This is a genomic window from Micrococcaceae bacterium Sec5.7 (assembly GCA_039636785.1).
Classification (GTDB): domain Bacteria; phylum Actinomycetota; class Actinomycetes; order Actinomycetales; family Micrococcaceae; genus Arthrobacter.
In genome coordinates this window covers 2828296-2851615 of the sequence record CP144169.1, presented here as the reverse complement: position 1 = coordinate 2851615, position 23320 = coordinate 2828296, and the positions used below count along the sequence as shown (strand labels likewise).

Genomic DNA, 23320 nt, shown 5'->3' with positions numbered 1-23320 from the left:
GCCTAGCCCCCCGTGCTTCCGCCTTTGGAGCTGCTGCCAAAGCCGCCCCTGCTGACGGTGCCGCCCTTGGTGCTGTAGCCCGTGGCCGTCTTGGCTCCGCTCGGAACGGTCTTGGTTGCCGCGGGGTAGCTGGAACGGTTCTGGCCTACGCCGGGAACACTGGCTCCGCGGGCATAGAAGTACCACGCGTACAGGGCCCCGCTGCGTCCGGCTGAGCTGTTGCACTGGGTATCGTCCACGCGCTCGCCGGTTTCGTCGTTGAAACAGACCTGCGCATAGTCAGCCTCGTCCTGGTTGCTCGCCACCACGGCGGTGATGGTCCCGGCCAGCAGGGCAGTCACACCAAGACCGACGACGACGGTGCGGCGCTGCGAACGCTTCTTACGCACCGCAGCGGAATGCACCTCGCGCTCGCGGTCCCTGGCGAAGGGATCCAGCACAGGAATGGGCTGGCCCAGCAGGTCAGGGCGGAGTTCCGGCTGCGGTACCTGCCATGGGGGAATCTGTCCGCTCCCGGGATCGCCGTGTGGCGGGGTGAAATCGGACGCGGCGGTTTTGTCTTGGTCCTTCTTCGCCGCGCCCTTTTTCGGGTCCTTATGCGGGTCCTGTTTCGGGCCCATGGTGTCCCCCTCGATGGTCCATGCCGGGATCCAGGCGTGCCAAAGCGCCGGAACTAAATCCTGAATTCAGCCTAGCCGTTGCCCGGACGCGCCGCTAACGAATTCCGGCGCGGAACTGCCCGTCCTGGCGGTCTGGTAACCGGGACCGCCCGGGAACCTAGACTGGTCACATGGACACCGCATCATTACTTGCAGTCTGCCGGGTACACCAGCTCCTCAGCGATGAGGGGAGCGTGGGTGTCACGGCCATCGATAAACGGCCTGTGGACGGACCCGTGAAGGTCCACAAGCTGGGGCTTCACGGCGATATCCAGGCCAGCCGGATCCACCACGGCGGCGAGGACCAGGCCTTGTACGCCTATTCCCAGGCCGATGCCGACTACTGGGCGGGGGAGCTTCAGCGGGACATGCCGCCCGGGATTTTCGGGGAGAACCTCCGGGTCTCCGGCATCGGAACCACTGAAGCCGTGATTGGTGAGCGGTGGAAAATCGGGCTCCAGGTGGAAGTCGAGGTCACCTCGCCGCGCACACCGTGTGCCACATTCCAACGCCGCATGGATGAGCCCCGGTGGATCAAGCGCTTCGCCGAGGCCGGCCTGGTGGGAACCTACCTCCGCGTCGTCAGAACGGGGAGCATCCAGGCAGGGGACCATATCCACCGGCTTTACGTGCCCACCCATGGCGTGACCATCGGCAAATGGTTCAGCGACCCCGATCTCGAGTCCATGGAGGCGCTCCGCGACGCCGAGGCTGACGGGGAAATCCGGCTCCAGCCGGAATTCCACGACGCCTTCGATGGGCTTCTCCGCCGGCTCGGCAGCTGAGCTGACCGCCGCGGGCGGAACGCCGTGTGCGAAAGTCCACCGCCGCCGTCGGCATTTCTGCACCTCTTGACCGCGCACGCCAGCCGGTCCCGGGGATGGAGGGGCAGCCGGATCCGGCAGGACTGGAAAGTGGCGCAAATCCGCCGCAGGGTGGCTGAAACGGCCTGTTGCGGACCTGAAATTACGACGCCGGCGGGCGGCCATGTGCGCAAGGTCACCGCCGCCGTCGACAGTTCTGTTACCCAGCGGCCGTTCTTTGCCCTACACTTGGAATATCCCCCACTCCGGAAATCCCTTATTCCTGCCCAATTTTTGAGGCAGGACTGGCAAGTGTTGGGGCCCGCTAATGTGATGCGGGCATTTTCATAGGGAGAGCCGGCTAAAGAAAACGCTGTACAGACTGCTGGGATAGCAGCCAAGAGTTGCAGCGGGAAGTCCTGCCACGGGATTGCGAAAGCGCCGGACTTCTAGTGACCGGCCGGGCAAAGATCGCCCGGCACCAAGGCACGTGTACTGCGGCTCCGCTCACCTCGGGTTGTGCCGCTGGCCCCCTATGGATGAGGAAATTTCCCTATGCCCGAAAATCAGAACGACTCCTTCGAATCGGCAAACGCCGAAGCTACAGTGATCGACGTCGAGACTTCTGAGACGGTTGCCGACGCAACTGAATCCACCCCCGCCGTAACTATCGAGGCCCCGACAGAGGAAGCCCCGAAGGCTGAAGCTGTTGAGGAAGCCCCGAAGGCTGACGCTGTTGAGGAAGCCCCGAAGGCTGACGCCGCCAAGGAAGAGGCCCCCAAGGCTGATTCCTCCAAGGGCGACGACACCGAGGCTGAAGGCGTCCGCTTTACGGACTTTGGCCTTGACGGCCGCGTTCTGGCTGCCCTGCTGGATGTTGGCTACGAAAAGCCGACCCCCATTCAGGCCGCCACCATCCCGCCGCTGCTCGAAGGCCGCGACGTTGTGGGCCTGGCCCAGACCGGAACCGGTAAGACTGCAGCTTTCGCAGTACCGGCGCTGTCCCGTCTGGCTGAGCTTCACGATCTCAATGGCCCATCCCGCAAGACCCAGGCCCTGGTGCTGGCTCCCACCCGTGAGCTCGCCCTCCAGGTTGCCGAGGCCTTCACCTCCTACGCCAAGCACATGGCCGACTTCACCGTCCTCCCTGTCTACGGTGGCTCCGCGTACGGCCCCCAGCTGGCCGGCCTGCGCCGCGGCGCCCAGGTTGTTGTGGGTACCCCCGGCCGTGTCATCGACCACATCTCCAAGGGCTCACTGGACCTCTCCGAACTCCAGTACTTGGTGCTGGACGAGGCTGACGAGATGCTGCGGATGGGCTTCGCTGAAGACGTCGAGCAGATCTTCCAGCAGACCCCGGAAGGCCGCCAGGTTGCACTGTTCTCGGCCACCATGCCCAGCCAGATCCGCCGTATGTCCAAGCAGTACCTGAACAACCCGGCCGAGATCTCGGTGAAGTCCAAGACCACCACCGGCGCCAACACCAAGCAGCGCTACCTGCAGGTCATGGGTCCGCACAAGCTTGATGCCCTGACCCGCATCCTTGAGGTTGAAGAGTTCGACGGCGTCATTGCGTTCGTGCGCACCAAGATGGCCACCGAAGATCTGGCCGACAAGCTGAAGTCCCGCGGTTTCCAGGCTGCCGCCATCAACGGCGACATTCCGCAGCAGCAGCGTGAGCGCACTGTTGACGCACTGAAGGAAGGCCGCATCGACATTCTGGTTGCCACCGACGTGGCGGCCCGTGGCCTTGACGTGGAGCGCATCAGCCACGTCATCAACTACGACATCCCGCACGACACCGAATCCTACGTCCACCGCATCGGCCGTACGGGCCGTGCCGGCCGCTCCGGCGACGCGATCCTGTTCATGACGCCGCGTGAGAAGTACCTGCTGCGTTCCATTGAGAAGGCAACGCGCCAGCCGGTGGAGCAGATGCACCTGCCCACGGCGGAAACGGTCAACACGCTGCGTCTGGGCAAGTTCGCCGAGAAGATCACGGAAACTCTCGAGTCCGAGGATGTTTCGGCATTCCGCGACCTCATCTCCTCCTACGAGGAAGAGCACAACGTCCCGGCCTCTGAGATCGCTGCAGCGCTGGCCGTCATGGCACAGGGCGGACAGCCGCTCCTGGTCAAGGAACTGCCGTCGGCTCCCGAGTACCAGAAGCGCGAGCGCTCCAACGACGGCTTCGGTTCACGTGGCCCAACCCGCACCCTGACCGCGGGCAATGCGACCTACCGGATCGCCGTCGGACGCCGCCAGCGCGTCATGCCGGGCTCCATCGTGGGCGCCATTGCCAACGAGGGCGGCATTTCCTCCGCACAGATCGGCGGCATTGACATCCGCTCGGACCACTCCCTCGTGGAGCTCCCCGCGGACCTCAGCGCCGACCAGCTGCGCGCACTGTCCCGCACCCGGATCGGCGGCGAGCTGATCCACCTCGAGCTGGACAACGGCCGCAAGCCGTCCGGCGACCGTGGCAGCTACTCCGGCGGTAGCCGCGGTGGCGACCGCGGCGGTTACTCCGGCGGTGGCGACCGCGGCGGCAACTTCAAGGGCAACGGCGGGTTCAAGAAGGAATTCCGCAAGTCCGACGGCGATCGCGGCGGCTACGCCGGTGGCGGCGAGCGCTCCTCGGCGGATCGTGGCGGACGCTCCTACAGCGACCGTTCAGAGCAGCGCAGTGCGGGCGCCGAGCGTCCCGCAGCCAGCGGCGCTGACCGCGGCCAGGCCAGCGATTCACGCGCCGGCGGCCACGGTGACGGTGCACGCAAGCCGCGCCATGGCAATGAAGGCGGACACCGCGATTTCAACCGCAAGGGCAAATGGTAAGTCTTAGTTAGCGTGCAGACCCCGGAATTGATCCGGGGTCTGGGGATGGGCCGGCTTTCGAGCCGGCCCATCCTGGTTTAACCGCGTAACTCCCGGCGCCATCCATGCGTTTATTGGCGGTTCCACGGGTGAATTTCCGCAGGCCATTTCGTGAAGTTCTGGCTGCCTGGTGACAAAACCCTTGAAGCACCCTTGCTGCCGCCGTACTATCGAGTGGCTACGGACGGCGTGGCTGCGGTGCTTTTCCGCCGGAGACGGCCGTAACTGTCTTACTGACGCAACTGACTTACTGAAAGGTTTGTCCCATGGGATTCCTTGACGATTTGAAGAAGAACCTCGGTTTTGCCGGGAAGGACGAGCAGAAGCCCGCAGAACAGCAGCAGAAGCCCGAGCAGCAGCCCGCCGCAGCCGACGCTGAGGCAGGGAACGATTCCCAGGCTGATGCCCAGATGGGTGCCGGGGTGGGCACCGGCACCGGAGCCCAGCAGCAGGCCGCCACAGCACAGGCAGCGGCAGCTCAGCCTGCCCGCGTCACCGAGGTGGTTGTGGAGCCGGGAGACACCCTGAGCGGCATCGCCGTCCAGTTCGGTGTTGACCTGAACGCGCTCATCGCCGTAAACGCGGATATCGTGCCGAATCCCGACCTCATTTACCCGGGACAGGTGCTGCGCCTGCCGTAGATCCCGGAGCTCCAAACGCGCCACAAAAAGGGCGACGATGCAACTGTTTCGGCGCCCTTCGGCCGACCCTCAAGCCGATTTGTTGGAAGGGGTATCTTCCGGTAAAGTATTTACTCGTTGCCCCCCTAGCTCAGTGGTAGAGCGCGTTCTTGGTAAGAACGAGGTCACCGGATCGATTCCGGTGGGGGGCTCTGGATGAGGGCCTGTGTCAAGGCGGTTATTGACCGGCTTGGCACAGGTTATTCTCATTTATGGCGGTGTAGCTCAGTTGGTTAGAGCGCACGACTCATAATCGTGAGGTCGGGAGATCGAGCCTCCCCACCGCTACAGTCCAGGACCCCGCAGGCCACGCCTGCGGGGTCTTTTTTCCCAACTGAGTAGCAGCACACGTCGTTTTGAGCGCTCAAAACGACGTGTGCTGCTACCTACTTGGGACACAATGGGTGCATGACCCGCATCGCCATCATCGGCGGCCACGGCAAAGTGGCCCTCCACCTGTCCACTCTCCTCGCGGCAGAAGGACACAGCGTCACGTCGTTCATCCGCAATCCCGACCATGCTGCCGACGTCGCGGCAACCGGGTCAACGCCGTCGGTCCTGGACGTTGAAAACTCGACGACGGCGGAAATGGCCGCCGCTTTCGGCGGCCATGACGCCGTGGTCTGGTCGGCCGGTGCCGGCGGGGGCAGCCCCGAGCGCACTTATTCGGTCGACCGGGACGCCGCGATCCGTTCCATGGACGCGGCGGCCGAGGCCGGCGTCGGGCGTTATGTCATGGTGTCCTATCTGGGAGCCGGGCCGGATCACGGCGTGCCGGCCGACAACAGCTTCTTCGCCTACGCGGAAGCCAAGGCGGCCGCGGATGAGTATCTTCGCGGGACGGAGCTGTCCTGGACCATTCTTGGCCCGGGCGCGCTAACCGACGGCCCGGGCACGGGACTCATTGAAGTTGATCCCGCCGATCCGGCCACAGGGACCAACACCTCCCGCAGCAACACGGCGATTGTTGCTGCCGGTGTGCTGGACCTGCCGGGAACCGCAGGCCGCACCATCAAGTTCCGCGACGGAACGCTGCCGGTGGCTGCAGCACTTGAACCGCTGGGGTAGCACCCGCGGACTTCCCGATAAAGTGGTGGGGGCGGCCGGAGCATCCATCAAGGATTGCTGCCGGCTCCGCACTCCGGGGAAAGTGAGCACCTGGATCAGCTGGCACTCATTGTCGGACTCCTGCTCGCCACCGTGGTGGCGGTTGGCCTGGGGACCGGCTCCGCCTGCCGTACCCGGTACTGATGCTCATCCTGGCTGCGGCGCTGACATTTATCCCCGGCTTCCCGGATCTGGACATCTCGCCGGAACTGATCCTCCCCATTTTCCTGCCGCCGCTCCTTTTCACCACAGCACAGCGAAGTTCCTGGTCTGTGTTCCGGGTCCGCTGGCGGACGCTCATCATGCTGGCCGTGGCGCTGGTGGTCATCTCCACTGCTGTGGTTGCGGGCGCCGCGTGGCTCATGATCCCGGGTATCGGCATTCCGGCCGCGATCGCGTTGGGCGCCATGGTGGCCCCGCCGGATCCAGTGGCGGTGGAATCCATTGCCGGCCGCGTGCACATGCCCTGCCGCCTCATCACCTTTCTGCAGAGCGAAGGCCTGTTCAACGACGCCGCGGCAATCGTCATGTTCCAGGCCGCAGTGGCGGCCACGGTTTCCGGGACGAAAATATGGTCCGACGTCGTTCTGAATTTTGTGATCGGTGCCGCCCTTGCCGTGGTGGTCGGCATGGCCATGGGCTGGCTGACGGCGCTGATCACCCGGCTGGTGACGTCCATGGTGGTCCGCAGTGCGGTTACCCTGGTGGTGCCGTTTGCGGCGTACATCCTGGCTGAAGAAGTGCACGCGTCGGGTGTGATCGCCGTTGTGGTCACTGCCCTTGCGATGCAGCGGCATTCCAGGCCGCAGGACGCCGCCGAGCGGGTGACCCGCGCGGCTTTCTGGGACGTGGTGGAGCTCCTGGCGACCGGGCTTGCCTTCGGCCTGGTGGGCTGGAAATCCGGCACGTCGTTCAGGATGAGGGCAGCGGCATCTTCGGTATGATCGGCACCGCATCGGTGGTGTGTGCGCTGGTGTTTGTGGTGCGGTTCGGCTGGCTGGGGCTCTTGGCTATGTCCGCCCGAAAACGAAAGAACCTGCTGCAGCCCACGTCTGTCAAGGAGGTGCTGATACTGACCTGGTGCGGCATGCGTGGACTGGCAACCCTGGCACTGGCACTGCCGCTCACTCTGGCGGATGCCACACCCTTCCCTGAACGGGATCAGCTGCTGGTCATCGCGTGTGCAGTGCTCTTGGCCACGCTGGTGCTGCCAGGACTGACGCTTCCCTGGCTGATGCGCGTGCTCAATGCTTCGCAGGACGGTTCCGAGGAACGCGATGCAGCACGGGTCCTGGCCCGGCGCGCGCAGGCAGCGGCAGTGGCGGCGCTCAAAGACAATGAGCTGATGAAGGAACTCCCGGCTGAAAAGGTAGCACTCGTCAAGGACAAAATGACCCGCTTCACGCGGAGCTCCTGGACGGCAGCCTCCGGAACGAAAGTGTGGCGGAAAAGCGGAGGCGTGGCCGCGAGCTGGCTATCGCCGTTCAGACCATCGCACTGGACGCCGCACGCCAGGAAGTGGTGGCCGCCCGGAATGAGCCAGCTATGGACCCCGAAGTGGCGGACCGGGTCCTGCGGCAGCTGGACCTGCGGACCATGATCATGCCGGAATAGGGAGGACCAGGTCGAGTGAGTTTGCTTCGACGTAGTCCAGGGCGTGCCGGATGGCCCCCGCGGTGACAATTGCGTCGCCCAGCGGGGAGACGGTCACCCGCGGCGGGGTGGCGGTGAAACGCGGCAGCAGCTCAATGATGCGTGGCAGCAGGGCGGCGGCGGATTCGGCCACCGCCCCGCCGATCACCACCTGCTCCGGATTGACCAGGCTCGCGAGCGAGGCAATGATCCGCGCCATCCTCTCGGACAACCGGTCAAGAATTACGACGGCGGTCCGGTCGCCGCGCGCCGCGGCGTCGAAAACCTGCCGCGCGGTCAATGGAGCCCGGGATGCGGCAGCGGGCCGGCCCCGCGCTGGACCCGGTCCCGGGACCGCTGCGGCCGCGAACCATTCAGGCGCGAGTTTGGCGATGCCGTCGGCGGAGCCCACACCCTCCAGCAGGTCCAGGTAGCCCAATTCCCCCGCGGCCCCTCTGCTGCCGTGCAGAAGTCGCCCGGATTCGATGATCCCGGCGCCAAGCCTTTCGCTGGCCAGGAGAACCACCAGATCATTAACCCCGGACCCGGATCCGCGCCAACACTCACCAAGCGCGGCCAGATTTGCGTCATTTTCCAGGAGTACCGTCCACTCATGGAGGTCTTTCAGTGCCCCCCTGAGGCCGACGTCGAACAGGCTCCAGAAATGCTGGGCCGCCAGCACCTTGCCGTCACGGTCCACGGGTGCCGCAATGCCAGCCCCTACGGCCAGGACTGTGCCGGGGGTGGCTCCCGCGGCATGTAGAGCCAGGCCAGCGGCACGGTCCACTGTGCTGATCCGCTCTGACGCAGGAATGTCCGTGGTGCGGAAGGGGAGGCTGGACCGGCCAACAACGTTGCCCCGGAGATCGGCCACTGCGGCGGTGACGGTGGCGGCGCCTATGTCCATGCCCATGACGAATCCTGCGCGGGAGTTCAACTCAAAGCGCCTGGCAGGCCTGCCTTGCCGGGGGGCGGAGTCCTGTAAGGGGTCACGTTCCAGGATCCAGCCGCGGCGGATCAGGTCCTCGCAGACGGCGATGACCGTGGCACGGGTGAGGCCGGTGCGGGCCATCAGCTCTGTGCCGGTGGCCACGTCAATGCTTCGGATGACCTTAAGAACCGCGCGCGCATTGACCCGCCGCAGCATCTGCGGGGTTGCGGCGCCTGCTTCCGGCATCAGTCCTTGACCTCCTGTTGAGCCCGGCCCATAATATTCGAGTGAGTATATTTAGATACTATCTAAATATACTCGGACCGAACATGGTCGGGCACATGCATACTCCGGCCAAAACAGTCCGGCCGATTCCGGCAATCCCAGCCGCGGCTACAGCCCCGCCCACACAAGCAGCCCCCGCCCGACTCCCGAAGGAACTTCCTTTTGTCCACCACCGCCACGCTGGCAACCCTGTCCTATGCAAACCTTGCAGCCGATCCGAACTGGTGGCGCCAGGCCTCGGTCTACCAGATCTACCCGCGGAGCTTTTCCGACTCGAACGGCGACGGCCTGGGTGACATCAAGGGCATCACTGCCAAGGTGCCGTACCTGAAATCCCTGGGGATCGACGCCGTCTGGCTGAGCCCGTTTTACCCGTCAGCGCTCGCCGACGGCGGGTACGACGTCGACGATTACCGCGATGTGGACCCGAAGCTGGGCACCCTGGCCGACTTCGACGAGATGGCGGCGGCCCTGCACACCGCCGGCATCAAGCTGATCGCGGACATCGTCCCCAATCACTCTTCCAACCGGCACGAATGGTTCAAGGAAGCTCTCGCCGCACCGAAAGGCTCCGCCGCACGCGAGCGCTACATCTTCCGTGACGGCATGGGTGCGAACGGTGAGTTCCCGCCGTCGGACTGGGACTCTGTCTTCGGCGGGCCCGCCTGGGAGCGCATCACCGAACCGGACGGCACCCCCGGCCAGTGGTACATGCACATCTTCGCCAAGGAGCAGCCGGATCTGAACTGGGCCAACCGTGAAATCCGCGACGACTTCCTCAAGACCCTGCGTTTCTGGTCCGACCGCGGCGTGGACGGCTTCCGGGTCGACGTCGCCCACGCCCTGACAAAAGACCTCACCGAACCGCTGCTCTCGAAGCTTGAGCTGAGCGCGGCAAACACTGGTACAGACGGCTTCGACGACGGCTCGCACCCGTTCTGGGACCGTGACGAAGTCCACGGGATCTACGCCGAGTGGCGTGAAGTCTTCAACGAGTACAACCCGCCACGCACCGCAGTGGCCGAGGCCTGGGTGCACGAAACCCGCCGCGCCCGCTACGCGAGCCCCGAAGGCCTGGGCCAGGCGTTCAACTTCGACCTGCTCCAGGCCGACTTCGATGCCGGGGACTTCCGCGAAATCATTACCCGCAACCTGGCCGAGGCCAAGGCCACCGGAGCCTCCTCCACCTGGGTTTTCTCCAACCACGACGTCGTCCGGCATGCCACGCGCTACGGCCTGCCCAAGGACCCCACGGGCAAGAAGCACGTCAGGGGCCAGGACGGAAAGGGCTGGCTGCTGGCCGGCGGACCGAGGGAGGAGCTGGACGTGGAGCTCGGGGAGCGCCGCGCCCGTGCAGCCACGCTGCTGATGCTCGCGGTCCCGGGCTCGGCCTACCTGTACCAGGGGGAGGAACTGGGCCTCCAGGAAGTGGCGCAAATCCCCGACGCCGAACGCCAGGACCCGTCGTTCTTCCGGAACAAGGGTGTGGAAGTTGGCCGCGACGGCTGCCGGGTGCCGCTGCCGTGGTCTGTTGAAGGAAGCTCCTTCGGTTTCGGCGACGGCGGGTCCCACCTGCCGCAGCCGGACTGGTTCAGCAAGTACGCCGTCGAGGCGCAGGACGGCACCGAGGGATCCACGCTCGAGCTTTACCGCGCGGCGCTGAAGCTGCGCCGCGAACTGCAGACCGAAGAGCAGCTGGATTGGCATGAGACCGGCAGCGCCGACGTGCTGCACTTCAGCCGTCCGGGCGGCTGGCAGACCGTCACGAACTTCGGTGACGAGGCAGTGGAGCTTCCGGCCGGCGAGGTGGTGGTCAGCAGCGGTCCGCTGGAAAACGGCAAGCTGCCCGCCAGCACCACTGCCTGGATGCGCTGATGCAGGAACTGATTTACGGCTGCATGGGGCTCGGCGGCAGCTGGTCCGATGAGCCGTATGGGGCGGCGCAGGTGGATCAGGCCGGCGCCGCCATAGACGCTGCCCTGGAGATCGGCATCACACTGTTCGATCACGCCGACATTTACCGCAGCGGAAAGTCCGAGGCAGTCTTTGGCGAGGTCCTGGCAAGCACGCCCGGATTGAGGGAGCGGATCCGGCTGCAGACCAAGTGCGGGATCAGGCTCAACGAACGTGGGCTGGATACGCACTACGACCTGAGCCGGGAGTCCATCCTGGAACGGGTGAACGGCAGTCTGAAACGGTTGCGGACGGACCATGTTGACGTCCTGATGCTGCACCGCCCAGATCCGCTGATGGTCCCCGCAGAGGTGGCATCCGCCGTCGGGCAGTTAGTCGACGAAGGCAAGGTGCGCCAACTGGGTGTGTCCAATATGTCCGGCGCTCAGATCGCTGCCCTGCAGGATCACCTTGAGATGCCGGTGGTCGCAAACCAGCTCGAGATGAGCCTGCTCAAGCGTGCCTGGCTGGAGAGCACCGTCCTGGTGAACCATGTGGAATCAGTGGACTACAGCTTCCCGCACGGCACCCTGGAGTTCTGCGCGCGGGAAGGCATTAACCTTCAGGCCTATGGTTCCTTGGCTCGCGGAGTGTTCACCGGGGCGCCGTCGGAAACTCCGACGGCGGCGGAGACTGCCACTGCTGCGCTGGTGGCTCAGTTGGCGGACGACAAGGGGGCCACCGGCGAGGCGATCCTGCTGGGATGGCTGATGAAGCATCCAGCGGGCGTCGCGCCGGTGATCGGGACCGCCCATCCGGAGCGGATCCGGGCGTGTGCCGGAGCAGCGGATGTTGCGGCGGCCATGACCCGGGCCGAGTGGTACTGGTTGTGGGCCACGGCCCGGGGAAGCAACATCCCTTAACCCAACTGGCTCGCATTTGTGGCCGTTCCGAGTGCTCGGAACGGCAACAAATGCGAGCTACATGGGTGAATGGCATCTAGAGCGGCGCCACCACGGAATACGTGCTGGAGTCGCCCTGGATTGCCTGGCTGGGCCGGCCGTCCACGCCCACCGGAATGTCGCCCGCGATGGTGACCCGGTTGAGCTGCGGGGCTGGCCGTCGTAGTTGTCCGGGGCGTAGTGCTGGGTGATCCGGTTGTCGAACAGCACCAGCTGGTTCGGCTCCCAGTTCACCCGCACCACGTTTTCCGGGCGGGTGACGTAGGCCTGGAGCAGCCGGATGATGTCCTTGGACTCGGTGTTGGAGAGTCCCACGATCCGGAACCGCTGCGCGAAGCCCCCAATGAACAATCCGCGCTCGCCGGTCAGGGGATGGACACGGACCACAGGGTGCGCGGTCTCGAACGTGAGGCGGGTGAACTCCTTGCGGCGCTCCTCGGCGTTCTGGTGCTCAAGGTTCTTGGGCACCGAGTAGTCGTAGTCGTTGGTGTGGATGGCCCAGAGCGCGTCCGCGAAGTTCCTCAGCTCGTCCGGCAGATCCCGGTACGCTCCGGCCGAGGACGCTATCAGCGTCTCGCCTCCGTAGGCCGGAAGGTCGATGCTCCGCAGCGTGGAGGCCTGCGGGGGATTGACCACAAAGGTGACGTCCGTGTGCCAGTGGTTGGCCGAGCCGTTCTCGCTGTCCACGGGAAGGACGTTTTCCTCGCCCTCCACGGAAGCCACCGTGGGGTGGGCCTTCGTGAGCGGTCCGAAGTGGCCCGCAAACTTCACCTGGGCTTCGTCGGTGAGGATGTTTGCCGCCCGGAACACGAGTGCCTTGTGCTCGTTCAGGGCCGCGCGGATCCGCGACACGGTGTCATTGCTCAGTTCTCCGCTGAGATCCAGGCCCCGGATTTCCGCGCCGATCCGGGATCCCAGTTTGGCGAATTCAAGTTTGGTCTCGGTGATTGCGGTCATTGTTTTTTCCTTACTTTCCGGATGTTCGAGGTGGAGGAGTGTTTGGTCTGGGGAGTCAGCCGGACTGGGACCCGACGGCGGTACGCCAGCGTGAGAAATGCCGCTCCAGGGCCACCAGGATGAAGTTCACCAGCAGGCCCAGGATGGATACGGTCAGGATGCCCGCGTACATGTCCGGGATGAGGAAACTCATCTGGGCGTTGACAATGAGGTAGCCGAGGCCGGCCTTTGCGCCCACCATTTCCGCCGCGATCAGCACCAGGATCGAGGACGTTCCCGCCATCCGGATGCCGGTGAAAATGGTGGGAACGGCGGACGGCAGGATCACCTTCTGGAACAGCCGGAAGCTGTTGAGCCCCAGGGATCTGGCGGCCCGGATCAGCAGCGGGTCAACGGTCCGGACGCCGGCAATGGTGTTCAGCAGCACCGGGAAGAAGGCTGCATAGCCCACGATGGTGATCTTGGATTCCTCGCCGATGCCCAGCAGCAGCGTGAAAACCGGCAGCAGCGCCAGCGTGGCAGTGTTGCGGAACAGCTCCAGCAGCGGGTTCAGGAACGAGTTCAGCCAGCCGTACCAGGCGATCAGCAGGCCGAGAATCACAGCCAAGACCACGGCGATGCCGAAGCCGGACAAGGAGCGGGTGAGGCTGGCCTGCAGGTGGTTCTGCAGCTGCCCTGTTTCGATAAGCTTCGCCCCGGCCGCCAGGACTTCATGCAGCGGCGGCAGGAACACCCGGGTGGACGGGCTGGCCAGGTACAGCGGCCCGAACTCCCACAGCGCCAGGAACAGCACCACGGCGAGGGATTTCCGGCCGGCCCTGCCGGCGACTCCGGCAGCCACGGAAAGCCGGGCCGCCGCCGTCGTACGTTCTTGGCTTTCCGGAAAAGACTCTCCAGGCGGGAGGGAAGGCCCGACGGCGGCACTCGCCTCGGGGGATTTGGTCAATACAGCGGTCATCAGGCGGCGCTCTTTTCCGGTGGGAGTTCGTCGGCGGCAGTCCCGTCAGGGAGGATCTTCCGGTGGCCGCATCCTGGGCCAGACGGACCTCATCATGCAGCAGGGACCACACCTGGTGCCGGTGTTCCACAAACGCCGGATGGGAACGGATGTCCGCATCGCCGTCGCGGCCGGGGATATTGATGTCCACCATCTCCTTGAGCCGGCCAGGCCTGGCACTCAGCACGGCCACCCGCTGGCCCAGGTACACGGCTTCGTCGATGCCGTGGGTGATAAAAACGATGGTCTTGCCCGTGGCTTTCCAGATCCGGAGCAGCTCGTCCTGGAGCTGTTCGCGGGTCTGGGCATCCAGCGCGGCGAAGGGCTCGTCCATCAGCAGAACGTCCGGCTCATAGGCGAGGCTTCTGGCAATTGCCACGCGCTGCTTCATACCGCCGGACAGTTCATGCGGATAGCGGTCCTCGAACCCGGCCAGGCCCACCAGGTCAAGGAATTCGCTTGCTTCGCCGCCCGCTGCGTCCTCGAAAGGCCTGAGTTTTCCAGGCCGATGGAGACATTGGCCGAGGCTGTACGCCACGGGAACAAGGCGTACTGCTGGAAAACCACGGCGCGGTCCGGGCCCGGGCCGGTCACTTCCCTGCCGTCCACCAGCACCTTTCCGGAGGTGGGGCGGGAGAGGCCGGCGAGGAGATCCAGGAGGGTGGTCTTGCCGGATCCGCTGGGTCCCACCAGGGTCAGGAACTCTCCGGCGGCCACGTCCAGGCTGAGGTCATCCAGGGCCGTGAGTAAAGTCGGCCCCTCCTGCCGGCGCGCGCCCTTTCCCTGGCGGACGGTGAAGTCCTTGGTGACGTTCCTAAGGCTGATCTTCGGAGTCATGGCTATCCTTTCGAGGCGGGGGCTGTGGCCGGGGCGGAGGCCGTCACCAGGGAGTTGAACTCATTGGTGTAGAGCTTCTTCGGGTCCAGGTCGCCTTTGGTGATGCCGGTGTCCTTGAGCCACTTGCCCCAGCGGGTGAAATCCTCGTCCTTGATTTCGCCCTTGGAGGGCACGCCGACGCTCTTCCAGTACCGCAGGGCGGCCGGGTTTTCGCTGCGTCCGCGGTCGGCCATGATCTTGGTGAATCGGGCAATGACTTCTTCACGCGGGGTGCTGCGTTCCCATTCGATTCCCTTGGCCACACCCGTGGTGAAGGTCTTGGTGGTGTTGGGGTTCCTGGCGATGAAGTCGTTCCGCAGCACGTAGGGTCCGCCGGCAAACGTGCCGAAGAATTCAAAGTCGCTGAAGACGGAACGCAGCCCGCCGTTGGCCACGGCCTTGTCCTGCAGGATGCTGCCCAGCGAGCCGGCATCTACCTGGCCGCGGCGGATCGCCTCTTCGGTGTCGTTCGGCGGGACAACCACCAACTGGACCTGCTTGATCTCGTCCGCGCTGAGGCCGTTCTTCTGCAGGTACGTGTTGATGACTGCGTCCGAGTGGGCGCCCAGGGTGTTGACGCCGATCTTCTTGCCGATGAAGTCCCGGGCGTTGCGGATGTTGCTGTCTTCCTTGACGTAGAAGCCGTTGAAGGTCTTCCCGTCCTCGCCGTAGTAGTTGACGACGGCCTTTACCGGCGCTCCCGCTTCGATCAGCTTGACCACGGCTCCCGCGAAGGCGCCGCCGAAGTCTGTCTGTCCGGTGGCGGCCGACTGGATGTCCTGCGGGCCGCTGATGGTGTTGCCCACCCAGTTGAGCTTGACGTCGCCCAGGTAGCCGAGATCCTGCGCCAGCTCCGGGAGTGTCACTGTGTTGGCCCACCCCTGGTAGCGCAGTTCCTTCACCTCGGCCGGGGTGCCGGCCGTGCTGCCGCCGGCGTCGGCGGTTCCGCCGCAGCCCGACACCGTCACCGCGATGACGACGGCGGTCGCAGCGCTGAGGATGGTCATGTGTCTTTTCATGGGGGTTCCTTTTCGGCTGTTGCGTTATGCGGGTGGCTGACCGGACGTCAGGCCGTTGGAACGATGTAAGCGCAATTGGCCAGCGGAGGAAAGCAGGCGTGTCATGGCGGGAAACCCTTGGAAATCCGCGGAAACAGGGCGCAAAAAGGGCGTCACAAGTCACAGCGTTGAGGCGGATGAAGCCACGTGACGGCAGGGAGGCGGAACGCCGGCGAATTTCAGGAAATGACCGCAGGCCACTGATCAATTAAATTGATTGACAAGGTGTGGATTCGGGCGCAGCATTCAAGCGCGCATTCAAGGTCTCCACTGGAGTGCCTTGGCGCCAGACGGGGTTCTCATGACAACTGTGCCGGAAGCTCCGGTCCGGCAATTGAGCAGCCTGCAAAGCCTTGAGGCGGCTCAGCGAGTGGACACTGGGCCCTGTGGCCCCGGCTCGACCCTGCACTGGAATGCCTTGGGCGCCCCACAGGCTGTCCCCAGAGCCCGGCGGGGCGGGCCGGCGCTTTTTGTTCGTATTGGTCTCCGGTCAGGCCCCGTTATCTTCGCGTTCGCAGGGCCCGGGCGGATACGGTAGAACCATGACGTCTACCACCGCCGCCGAGACAGTGCGCCCCGAACGCAATATCCCCGCCGAAATTGCCCGTTCGTGGCTCCTGGTCAATGCAATGAAAACCGAGCTTTTTGACCAGTCGGCAATATCCCGTGCGGATTCGATCATTCTGGACATTGAGGACGCCGTTGACCCGTCGCAAAAGGACGAGGCCCGCGGACACGTGGTGAACTGGCTGGCCGGCGGCGGCAAGGCCTGGGTCCGGATCAACGATGCCACCAGCCGGTTCTGGGCTGACGACCTTGCCGGCCTCCGGGGCACCCCCGGCCTGCTCGGCGTGGTGCTGGCCAAGACCGAATCCGCCGATCAGGTTACGGAAAGCTTCCACCGGATGGACGGCAAGACTCCCGTCATCGCACTGGTGGAATCCGCCCTCGGCATCGAGGAAGCCAACCACATCGCCAGGGCCCAGGGTGTGTTCAGGCTTGCCTTCGGTTCCGGTGATTTCCGCCGCGATACAGGTATGTCGGCCACGGCGGAAGCCATGGCGTATCCGCGGGCCAAGCTGGTTGTGGCCAGCCGCGTAGGCAACCTGCCCGGCCCCATCGACGGCCCCACCGTGGGCACCAACCACCCGATCCTGCGCGAGCAGACCGGAGTGACCGTCATGATGGGCATGACCGGCAAGCTCTGCCTCGCCATCGACCAGACCAGCATCATCAACGAGGTCATCAGCCCCACACCGTCAGACGTCGCCTGGGCCACTGACTTTATGTCCGATTTCGAGGCCAACGGCCGAGTGATCCGCGACGGCTCGGACCTGCCGCGTCTGGGGCGCGCCGAGAAGATCATGAAGCTCGCGGTCGCCTTTGGGGTGCAGCCGGCGCTGTAGCATGCCGTGCCAGCAGACCCGGCTTCAGGGGGCCCCATGACCGACTACCGCTATCTGGTGCACGGGGTCTTTTGGGATGGTCCGCCGCCGCTTTCCGTGAATCACGACGGCGGCCGCCCGGTTCTGCGTCTGCAGCAGCTTTCCGGCGGGTTCCGGGAGCTGGACCTGGGAGCCGGCGCCAGGCTCGGCTTCCGGTCGGCCGCTGAAGGCAAATACTGCCTGGGACACCACAAGGTCTTCTCGCCCACGGAGCGGGACCATGTCCTCTGCCCGGACACGTCTCCGGCCGTCAAAGGCAGTCAGTGCGAACGCTGCTTTGTCAGGGATGATTCCCGCCTGATCCACGATTTCCACCGTGGCGGCCGGGTCCCGCCCGGGCTGAGGTCGTACCTGATGCAGCCGCATTGGCTTTATGTGGCCACATTTGCCAGCGGCAGCAGCAAGGTGGGCACAGCGTCGCACCTTCGGAAGTGGAACCGGCTGGCAGAGCAGGGCGCCGTGGTTGCCCGATACGTTGCCGCGGCGGACGACGGCCGTGTGGTGCGCGTCCTGGAGGACATGGTCACGCGTGAAACCGGCCTCGCCCAGCAAATCCGCTCCGCCGCGAAAGCTGCCTCATTCACGGGACCGCTTCCCGGTGCTGAACTCGACCGGCTCAACCAGCGCCTCGCCGGCGAGGTCAGGGAGACTCTGGCGCAAGCCGCCGTCGAAGGCTTTGAAACGGTTGACGAACAGTGGGTGCGGCCTGCCCAGGCCGCGGATCTCTGCAGGCCGGAATTGAGGCACGCGTACAGGCTCGGGCTGTCCGGCGGCGCCCACGGGTTCGCCCTCGGATCCTTGTGCGGGAGCTATGGGCTGGCGATGCTGGCGGGCTCGGAGCTCTGCTTTGTGGTGAACCTGGGGCTGCTGAAGGCGCGGCTGATCCAGCTGGGGGACTTCACATCGGAGATACCCGGCGTGCAGGAAGCCCTTTTCTAATTCCGGAATCTCCACGCACCGGTCAACAGAAAGGCAGCGGCGACTACCAGCACGGAGCCCAGCCAGCCTGCCGCCAGATAAGCCAAGGTCTGCCCGGCACGGACCTCGGTGGCTTTCAGCGATTGCCCCGCCACGATCACCCGGTCTTCGGCGGACCGGGCCGTCACCGCATAGCGCACGCCCTCCTGTGGCTGCCAGGTCACCGTGTCCATGCCGTTTGTGCGGGCTTCGTCGAGCACCCCTCGGGGGAGCCGGGCCAGCCGGCCGTTGAGGAAACCGGTTCCGCTGAGCGGAGTTCCGTCCGCTGCATAGACGTTCACGAAGGGCGGCCCGTCCTGGGCCAGGTCCAGATGCGGTCCGGGCAGTACATCCGGGTGCTGGAGTGCGAAGGCCACGAGTTCCCCGGGCCGGTCATTCGCTGACTGGCGTCCCAGTTGCTGGAGGGTCACGTACACAGCACCGCACACCAGTGTCAGCACCGCCACAACGGCGAGCCACCTGATGAGGCTTCTCATGGACTGAGCATAGGCTGTCGGCCCCGGCAAGTCATCAGCATGGGAGGGATCCCGGCCCTCCGACGCTTTCTGCTTCCGCCGCTAGAATAGGTGGGTGCTGAACGAATTCTGGGCCACGGCGTCCACGTCCTACAAAGTCCTCGTCTTCAGCGCGATGGGCCTGATCGCCGTCGGCATCATCCTGAATCTGGTGGGCAACACCACTCACAACCAGGGGCTGATGGTGGCTTCCCTTCCGGTCATTGGATTGGGCCTCATCCTGCACGTGGTGGGCCTGGTTGTCCGCGGGCAGCAGATCCGGAAGAGCTACAAAAAGTAAGCCGCGTTTCATGCCGACCCCGCGCGATAGGCTTGAGGCCATGACTATCAATCCGGATCTGCAGGGCCGTAGCTACCCTGCCGCAGAGGTGTACGACGTCGGCCGCGAGAAGATCCGTGAGTTCGCCCGCGCTGTCAAAGCCACTCACCCCGCCCACTTTGACGTGGATGCGGCCAAGGCTCTCGGGCACAGCGATCTGGTAGCTCCGCCCACTTTCGCGATCATTGTGGCGCAGCGGGCGGACGCCCAGCTGATCGAGGATCCGGACTCCGGAATTGACTTCACCCGCGTAGTCCACGCCGACCAGCGGTTCACTCACCACCGCCCTATTGTTGCGGGGGACCGGCTTGTTGCCGAACTGCACGTTGACGGCGTCCGCGCCATGGGCGGCGGGGCCATGATCACCACCCGCTCGGAAATCTTTGCAGTGACCGACGGCGCAGACCGCGAAAGCGTAGCCACCACAAAATCTTCCATTCTGGTCCGCGGAGAGGGACAGTAATCATGACCCCTACATCCACGCGCCCCGCCTTCGCGGAACTTGCAGTCGGCCAGGACATCGGCAGCAGCAGCATCAGCGTCACCCGCCAGGACCTGGTCAGGTACGCCGGCGCCTCCGGTGACTTCAACCCGATCCACTGGAACGAGGCCTTCGCCACCGCGGTCGAGCTGCCGGGGGTGATCGCACACGGCATGTTCACCATGGGTGCTGCCGTCCAGCTGGTGACCGACTGGGCTGGCGACCCCGCCGCCGTCGTTGATTTCCAGACCCGCTTTACCAAGCCGGTCCCGGTGACAGATACCACCGGTACAACGGATGCCGGTGCCGTGATCGAGGTCAGCGGCGCCATTGGAGCGCTCGACGCCGCTGCCGGCACCGCCCGCGTTGACCTCACCGTGGTGTCCGCCGGCCAGAAGGTGCTGATGAAAGCCCAGGCCGTGGTCAGGCTGGCATAGTCCGTGAAGCTGACTTGAGCCGGAACGGCACGGTCCAGACCGTTGAGGTCACATACTGGCGTAACGCAGTGGTGGCCGCGTACGCCGCGAGCGGCATCGCCTTCTCCTCGTGGGTCTCCCGGCTTCCGGCCATCCGCGACGGCCTTGGTCTGACGCCAGGGAACATCGGTCTGCTGATGCTCTGAATGACGCTTGGGTCCTTTGTCTCGGTGTCCGCGTCCGGGCTGATCGTGTTGCGGCTCGGCTCGAAAATGACAACCCGGATCGGAAGCATCATGGTGGGCTGCGGACTGGTCCTGGCCGGGTTCGGGACATCTGTGCTGCCCAGTCCGCTGGCTGACGGTGGCCCCGCTGGAGAACAAGCGCAAGGTCGCCCAGGCCTGGGGGGACAAACGCACCCCGCTGCTGGGCCTGCTGGTGCTTGGCCTGGCTCTGGCCGAAGGCGCCGCGGGGGACTGGGTGGCCTTGGCCCTCGCCGACGGCCACGGCCAATCCGACGCCGCGGGCGCTGCCGGCTATGGTCTGTTCGTCACGTTCATGACCATCGGACGATTCGGCGGGACCCTTGTGCTGGACAGGTTCGGCCGGGTGCCGGTGATGCGCTGGTGCGCGGCGCTGGCAGTACTGGGCCTGGGCCTGTTCGTAGTTGCCCCGGTCCCGTGGATTGCCTTCGTGGCGTTGGCCATCTGGGGCCTGGGCGCCTCACTCGGATTTCCGGTGGGGATGTCCGCGGCAGCCGATGATCCGCAGAAGGCAGCAGCCCGGGTTTCCGTGGTGTCCACCATCGGATACGGTGCATTCCTCTGCGGGCCGCCGCTGCTTGGACTGCTGGCCGAGAATGTGGGGATTCTGCACTCGCTGCTGGCCGTGATGGTCATGCTGGTGATGAGCTTCCTGCTGTCCCCGGTGGCACGGAAGCTCTCCTGACCGAGCGGTTGCATGATGGGTTTTGGTGAGGTTTGATGCCGGTTAAGCTGGACAGGTGACCCAGACAATGCTTTCCGACCTGACCACGGCTGCCGTCGGCGGCCCCGCCGGCACGTACATCGAGGCCCGGACGGAGGCTGAGATCATTGATGCCGTCCGCACGGCGGACTCGGCGGGGGAGCAGCTGCTGATCATCGGCGGCGGATCCAATCTGTTGATTGCCGACGGCGGCTTCCCGGGTACCGTGCTGAAGATCGCCTCCGAGGGGTTTGTGGTCAACGCGGAGGATTCCTGCGGCGGGGTGGCCGTTGTGGTCCAGGCGGGCCACAACTGGGACGCGTTGGTGGAGCACGCGGTGCTGCACGCCTGGTCCGGAATTGAGGCACTGTCCGGCATTCCCGGCGCCGCCGGCGCCACTCCGGTGCAGAACGTGGGGGCCTACGGCGCCGATGTATCCCAGACCATCGCGGCTGTGCGGACGTGGGACCGGGAGCGCAACGCCGTGCAGACGTTCACCAGCTCTGAGCTGAAGTTCGAGTACAGGGACTCCGTCCTCAAGCAGACCACTGTCAACGGTTCGCCGCGCTACGTGGTGCTGACCGTTGAGTTCCAGCTGCCGCTGGGGCGGATGAGCGCGCCCATCCGGTACACCGAGCTGGCACGGGTGCTTGGTGTGGAGCTCGGTAAGCGCGCCTACTCCAACGATGTCCGGCGCGAGGTCCTGCGTCTTCGGGCGTCCAAGGGCATGGTCCTTGATGCGGCGGACCGGGACACGTATTCCACCGGCTCCTTCTTCACCAACCCGATTGTCCCCGCCGAGGTTGCGGCAGGGCTGCCGGAGGATGCACCGCAGTATCCGGCGGGCACGGACGGACTCGTCAAGCTTTCTGCGGCGTGGCTTATCGACCAGGCCGGATTCCGCAAGGGCTTCGGGCTGGAGACCGGAAGCGTGTCCGGTGGCCGCGCCTCGTTGTCCACCAAACACACCCTGGCCATTACCAACCGCGGCTCAGCCACCGCAGCGGACATGCTGGCGGTCGCACGCGAGGTGCGAGGCGGCGTCGTCGAACGTTTTGGCATTGAGCTGCAGCCGGAACCGCTGCTTATTGGCCTCGAGCTCTAATCTCACCTTCCGCGGCGGCGTCATGTTCCGCTGCCGCGGCAGCCGTGGCTTTTTGCCGTGCGCGGCGAGACTGTGCCGCACCGGCCAAGGCGGCGGCCGCGCCCAGCGACCGCATGCAAGTTCTGCCAAGCTCAAGACAGGAACGGCTGCCAGGCCTGGCATTTGCGGACAGTAATTGACCGCCACTCGTTCTAGGATGAGTGGCATGGCAACTGCGGCGGGGATCCGGGTCACTTCGAAAATCATGGGCAGGCTGCGCCTGGCCTCGCAGGGGTTGCTGGGTCCGGGTTTCGCGTCCGTCCCCGATGCCGTCCAGTGGATGACAGCAACTCAGGCGCAGGATCTCGCGGCGGCGATGTGGGCCATTGGCCTGCGGGTGCCCGGAGCAGGGCAGAGCGATGTCAGGGCTGCACTTGATTCCGGGCAGGTGGTCCGCTCATGGCCCATGCGCGGCACGCTGCACCTGGTGATTCCCGAGGACCTCCAATGGATGCTGGGCGTAACCAACGAACGCCTCATGCGGGGCGTGGCCACGAGGCACCGCGAACTCGACATCTCGTACGCCGACGTCGAAAAATGCCGTGATCTCGCCCTGGAACGGGTTTCCGGAGGCGGGGCTGCCACCAGACAGGAGCTGTTTGATGTCTTTGAAGCTGCAGGGCAGGCCACCCGTAACCAGCGCGGCATCCACCTGATCGCTTCCCTGTGCCAGTACGCGTGGCTGGTGCAAGGCCCCATGGCCGGGAATCAGCAGCTGATGGTTGCCTTCAACGAATGGATCCCCGTTTCACGCAAGTTTGAGCGGCGGGAGGCCACCGCTGAGTTTATGCTGCGGTACTTCGCCAGCCACGGGCCGGCCACTCTCCGGGACTTCTCCTGGTGGACGCAGATTCCGCTGACCGAGGTCCGGGACGTCTTCGAAGACGTCCGGAGCCAGCTCGTTGAGTTGGTTTTCGGCGAAAGCAGCTACTGGCTTTCGCCGGAGACTGCGGCACTGCTCGACGACGGCGTGCCCGGCCAGCGCACGGTTTTCGCCTTGCCGGGGTTCGACGAGTTTCTGCTGGGTTACGCAGACCGCAGCCTGGTGCTGGCGCCGGAGCACGCCCCGAAGATTGTCCCTGGCAACAACGGCGTGTTCAAGAAGACCATTGTGGCCGGAGGGGACGTAATCGGCACCTGGGCGCGGCAAGGCGCCAGCCGGACGGCCGCCGTCGTGCCTGTTCCGTTCGACGAGGCGAAGCCGCTGGGACCGGCTGTGGCGGCGGGCTTCCGGAAGGCGGCCGGGCGTTACACCCGGTTTCTCGCCGGTTGATCAGGCCTGCTCCGCACAAGCTGCCGTGCCCCGCAGAAGCGGTGCCGGCCAATCCGGAAGCTGCTTGTG

At 65.2% G+C, this 23320-nt stretch carries 18 protein-coding genes, 2 tRNA genes and 4 pseudogenes; 17 read left to right on the top strand and 7 right to left on the bottom strand.

The annotated features are described in order from the left end of the window. Positions 1 to 2: 2 nt before the first annotated feature. Positions 3 to 620 (bottom strand): Tat pathway signal protein, encoded by a 618-nt coding sequence (locus tag V3C33_13585; GenBank protein XAS66515.1) that lies wholly within the window; start codon positions 618 to 620, stop codon positions 3 to 5. Positions 621 to 790: 170 nt separating this feature from the next. Here V3C33_13585 and V3C33_13580 point away from each other — a divergent pair, with 170 nt between their 5' ends. From V3C33_13580 to V3C33_13550, 7 genes and pseudogenes are all read left to right on the top strand, one after another. Next, positions 791 to 1444 carry an MOSC domain-containing protein gene (locus V3C33_13580; protein ID XAS66514.1) on the top strand — a complete coding sequence of 218 codons (654 nt, stop codon included), beginning with the start codon at positions 791 to 793 and terminating at the stop codon, positions 1442 to 1444. 573 nt (positions 1445 to 2017) lie between these two features. Beyond that, on the top strand, positions 2018 to 4297 hold the full coding sequence (locus V3C33_13575; GenBank protein XAS66513.1) for a DEAD/DEAH box helicase: 2280 nt from the start codon (positions 2018 to 2020) through the stop codon (positions 4295 to 4297). 305 nt (positions 4298 to 4602) lie between these two features. Beyond that, positions 4603 to 4977, top strand: a complete 375-nt coding sequence (locus tag V3C33_13570) for a LysM domain-containing protein (protein XAS66512.1) — start codon at positions 4603 to 4605, stop codon at positions 4975 to 4977. A 119-nt stretch (positions 4978 to 5096) separates the two neighbouring features. Beyond that, positions 5097 to 5168, top strand: a tRNA-Thr gene (locus V3C33_13565). A gap of 62 nt (positions 5169 to 5230) precedes the next feature. Then, positions 5231 to 5304: transfer RNA gene (locus V3C33_13560), tRNA-Met, on the top strand. Between the two features lie 120 nt (positions 5305 to 5424). Continuing rightward, a complete protein-coding gene (locus tag V3C33_13555; protein ID XAS66511.1) occupies positions 5425 to 6084 on the top strand; it encodes an NAD(P)H-binding protein in 660 nt (219 codons plus the stop codon). Between the two features lie 90 nt (positions 6085 to 6174). Beyond that, positions 6175 to 7737: pseudogene (locus V3C33_13550) on the top strand (sodium:proton antiporter). On the opposite strand, the gene V3C33_13545 reads toward V3C33_13550, so the two are convergent. Next, positions 7724 to 8932 carry an ROK family protein gene (locus V3C33_13545; GenBank protein XAS66510.1) on the bottom strand — a complete coding sequence of 403 codons (1209 nt, stop codon included), beginning with the start codon at positions 8930 to 8932 and terminating at the stop codon, positions 7724 to 7726. The pseudogene V3C33_13550 and the gene V3C33_13545 overlap by 14 nt on opposite strands. Positions 8933 to 9133: 201 nt before the next feature. On the opposite strand from V3C33_13545, the gene V3C33_13540 reads away from it, so the two are divergent. Further along, positions 9134 to 10846, top strand: coding sequence for a glycoside hydrolase family 13 protein (locus tag V3C33_13540; GenBank protein XAS66509.1), 1713 nt, complete (start codon positions 9134 to 9136; stop codon positions 10844 to 10846). Continuing rightward, positions 10846 to 11787 carry an aldo/keto reductase gene (locus V3C33_13535; protein XAS66508.1) on the top strand — a complete coding sequence of 314 codons (942 nt, stop codon included), beginning with the start codon at positions 10846 to 10848 and terminating at the stop codon, positions 11785 to 11787. The genes V3C33_13540 and V3C33_13535 overlap by 1 nt, the downstream gene beginning before the upstream one ends. A 76-nt stretch (positions 11788 to 11863) precedes the next feature. Here the strand turns inward: V3C33_13535 and V3C33_13530 are convergent. The 4 genes and pseudogenes from V3C33_13530 to V3C33_13515 all read right to left on the bottom strand — a co-directional run bounded on the left by V3C33_13530 (position 11864) and on the right by V3C33_13515 (position 15675). After that, positions 11864 to 12783 (bottom strand): annotated as a pseudogene (locus tag V3C33_13530) (TauD/TfdA family dioxygenase). Positions 12784 to 12838: 55 nt separating this feature from the next. Further along, a complete protein-coding gene (locus V3C33_13525) occupies positions 12839 to 13741 on the bottom strand; it encodes an ABC transporter permease (protein XAS66507.1) in 903 nt (300 codons plus the stop codon). Then, positions 13741 to 14617: pseudogene (locus tag V3C33_13520) on the bottom strand (ABC transporter ATP-binding protein). The gene V3C33_13525 and the pseudogene V3C33_13520 overlap by 1 nt, the downstream one beginning before the upstream one ends. A 2-nt stretch (positions 14618 to 14619) precedes the next feature. Continuing rightward, positions 14620 to 15675 carry an ABC transporter substrate-binding protein gene (locus V3C33_13515; GenBank protein ID XAS66506.1) on the bottom strand — a complete coding sequence of 352 codons (1056 nt, stop codon included), beginning with the start codon at positions 15673 to 15675 and terminating at the stop codon, positions 14620 to 14622. A gap of 581 nt (positions 15676 to 16256) precedes the next feature. Here V3C33_13515 and V3C33_13510 point away from each other — a divergent pair. Beyond that, a complete protein-coding gene (locus V3C33_13510; protein ID XAS66505.1) occupies positions 16257 to 17120 on the top strand; it encodes a CoA ester lyase in 864 nt (287 codons plus the stop codon). Positions 17121 to 17156: 36 nt separating this feature from the next. Beyond that, positions 17157 to 18098: a DUF2797 domain-containing protein gene (locus V3C33_13505; GenBank protein XAS66504.1), complete on the top strand. Its 942-nt coding sequence runs from the start codon at positions 17157 to 17159 to the stop codon at positions 18096 to 18098. Here V3C33_13505 and V3C33_13500 read toward each other — a convergent pair. Beyond that, positions 18095 to 18613, bottom strand: a complete 519-nt coding sequence (locus tag V3C33_13500; protein XAS66503.1) for a hypothetical protein — start codon at positions 18611 to 18613, stop codon at positions 18095 to 18097. The two genes, V3C33_13505 and V3C33_13500, sit on opposite strands and share 4 nt — an antisense overlap. A 94-nt stretch (positions 18614 to 18707) precedes the next feature. On the opposite strand from V3C33_13500, the gene V3C33_13495 reads away from it, so the two are divergent. The 6 genes and pseudogenes from V3C33_13495 (at position 18708) to V3C33_13470 (ending at position 23251) form a co-directional block, all read left to right on the top strand. Further along, positions 18708 to 18932 carry a DUF3188 domain-containing protein gene (locus tag V3C33_13495; protein XAS66502.1) on the top strand — a complete coding sequence of 75 codons (225 nt, stop codon included), beginning with the start codon at positions 18708 to 18710 and terminating at the stop codon, positions 18930 to 18932. Positions 18933 to 18972: 40 nt separating this feature from the next. Next, entirely contained in the window at positions 18973 to 19434 is a 462-nt protein-coding gene (locus V3C33_13490; GenBank protein XAS66501.1) for a MaoC family dehydratase N-terminal domain-containing protein, read from the top strand. Between the two features lie 2 nt (positions 19435 to 19436). Then, the gene (locus tag V3C33_13485; protein ID XAS66500.1) at positions 19437 to 19889 is read left to right on the top strand and encodes a MaoC family dehydratase; all 453 of its coding nucleotides are present in this window, start codon (positions 19437 to 19439) and stop codon (positions 19887 to 19889) included. 14 nt (positions 19890 to 19903) lie between these two features. Then, positions 19904 to 20816, top strand: a pseudogene (locus V3C33_13480) (MFS transporter). A gap of 55 nt (positions 20817 to 20871) precedes the next feature. Next, positions 20872 to 21939 (top strand): UDP-N-acetylmuramate dehydrogenase, encoded by a 1068-nt coding sequence (locus V3C33_13475; GenBank protein XAS66499.1) that lies wholly within the window; start codon positions 20872 to 20874, stop codon positions 21937 to 21939. 205 nt (positions 21940 to 22144) lie between these two features. Continuing rightward, on the top strand, positions 22145 to 23251 hold the full coding sequence (locus V3C33_13470; protein ID XAS66498.1) for a winged helix DNA-binding domain-containing protein: 1107 nt from the start codon (positions 22145 to 22147) through the stop codon (positions 23249 to 23251). Positions 23252 to 23320 lie beyond the last annotated feature (69 nt).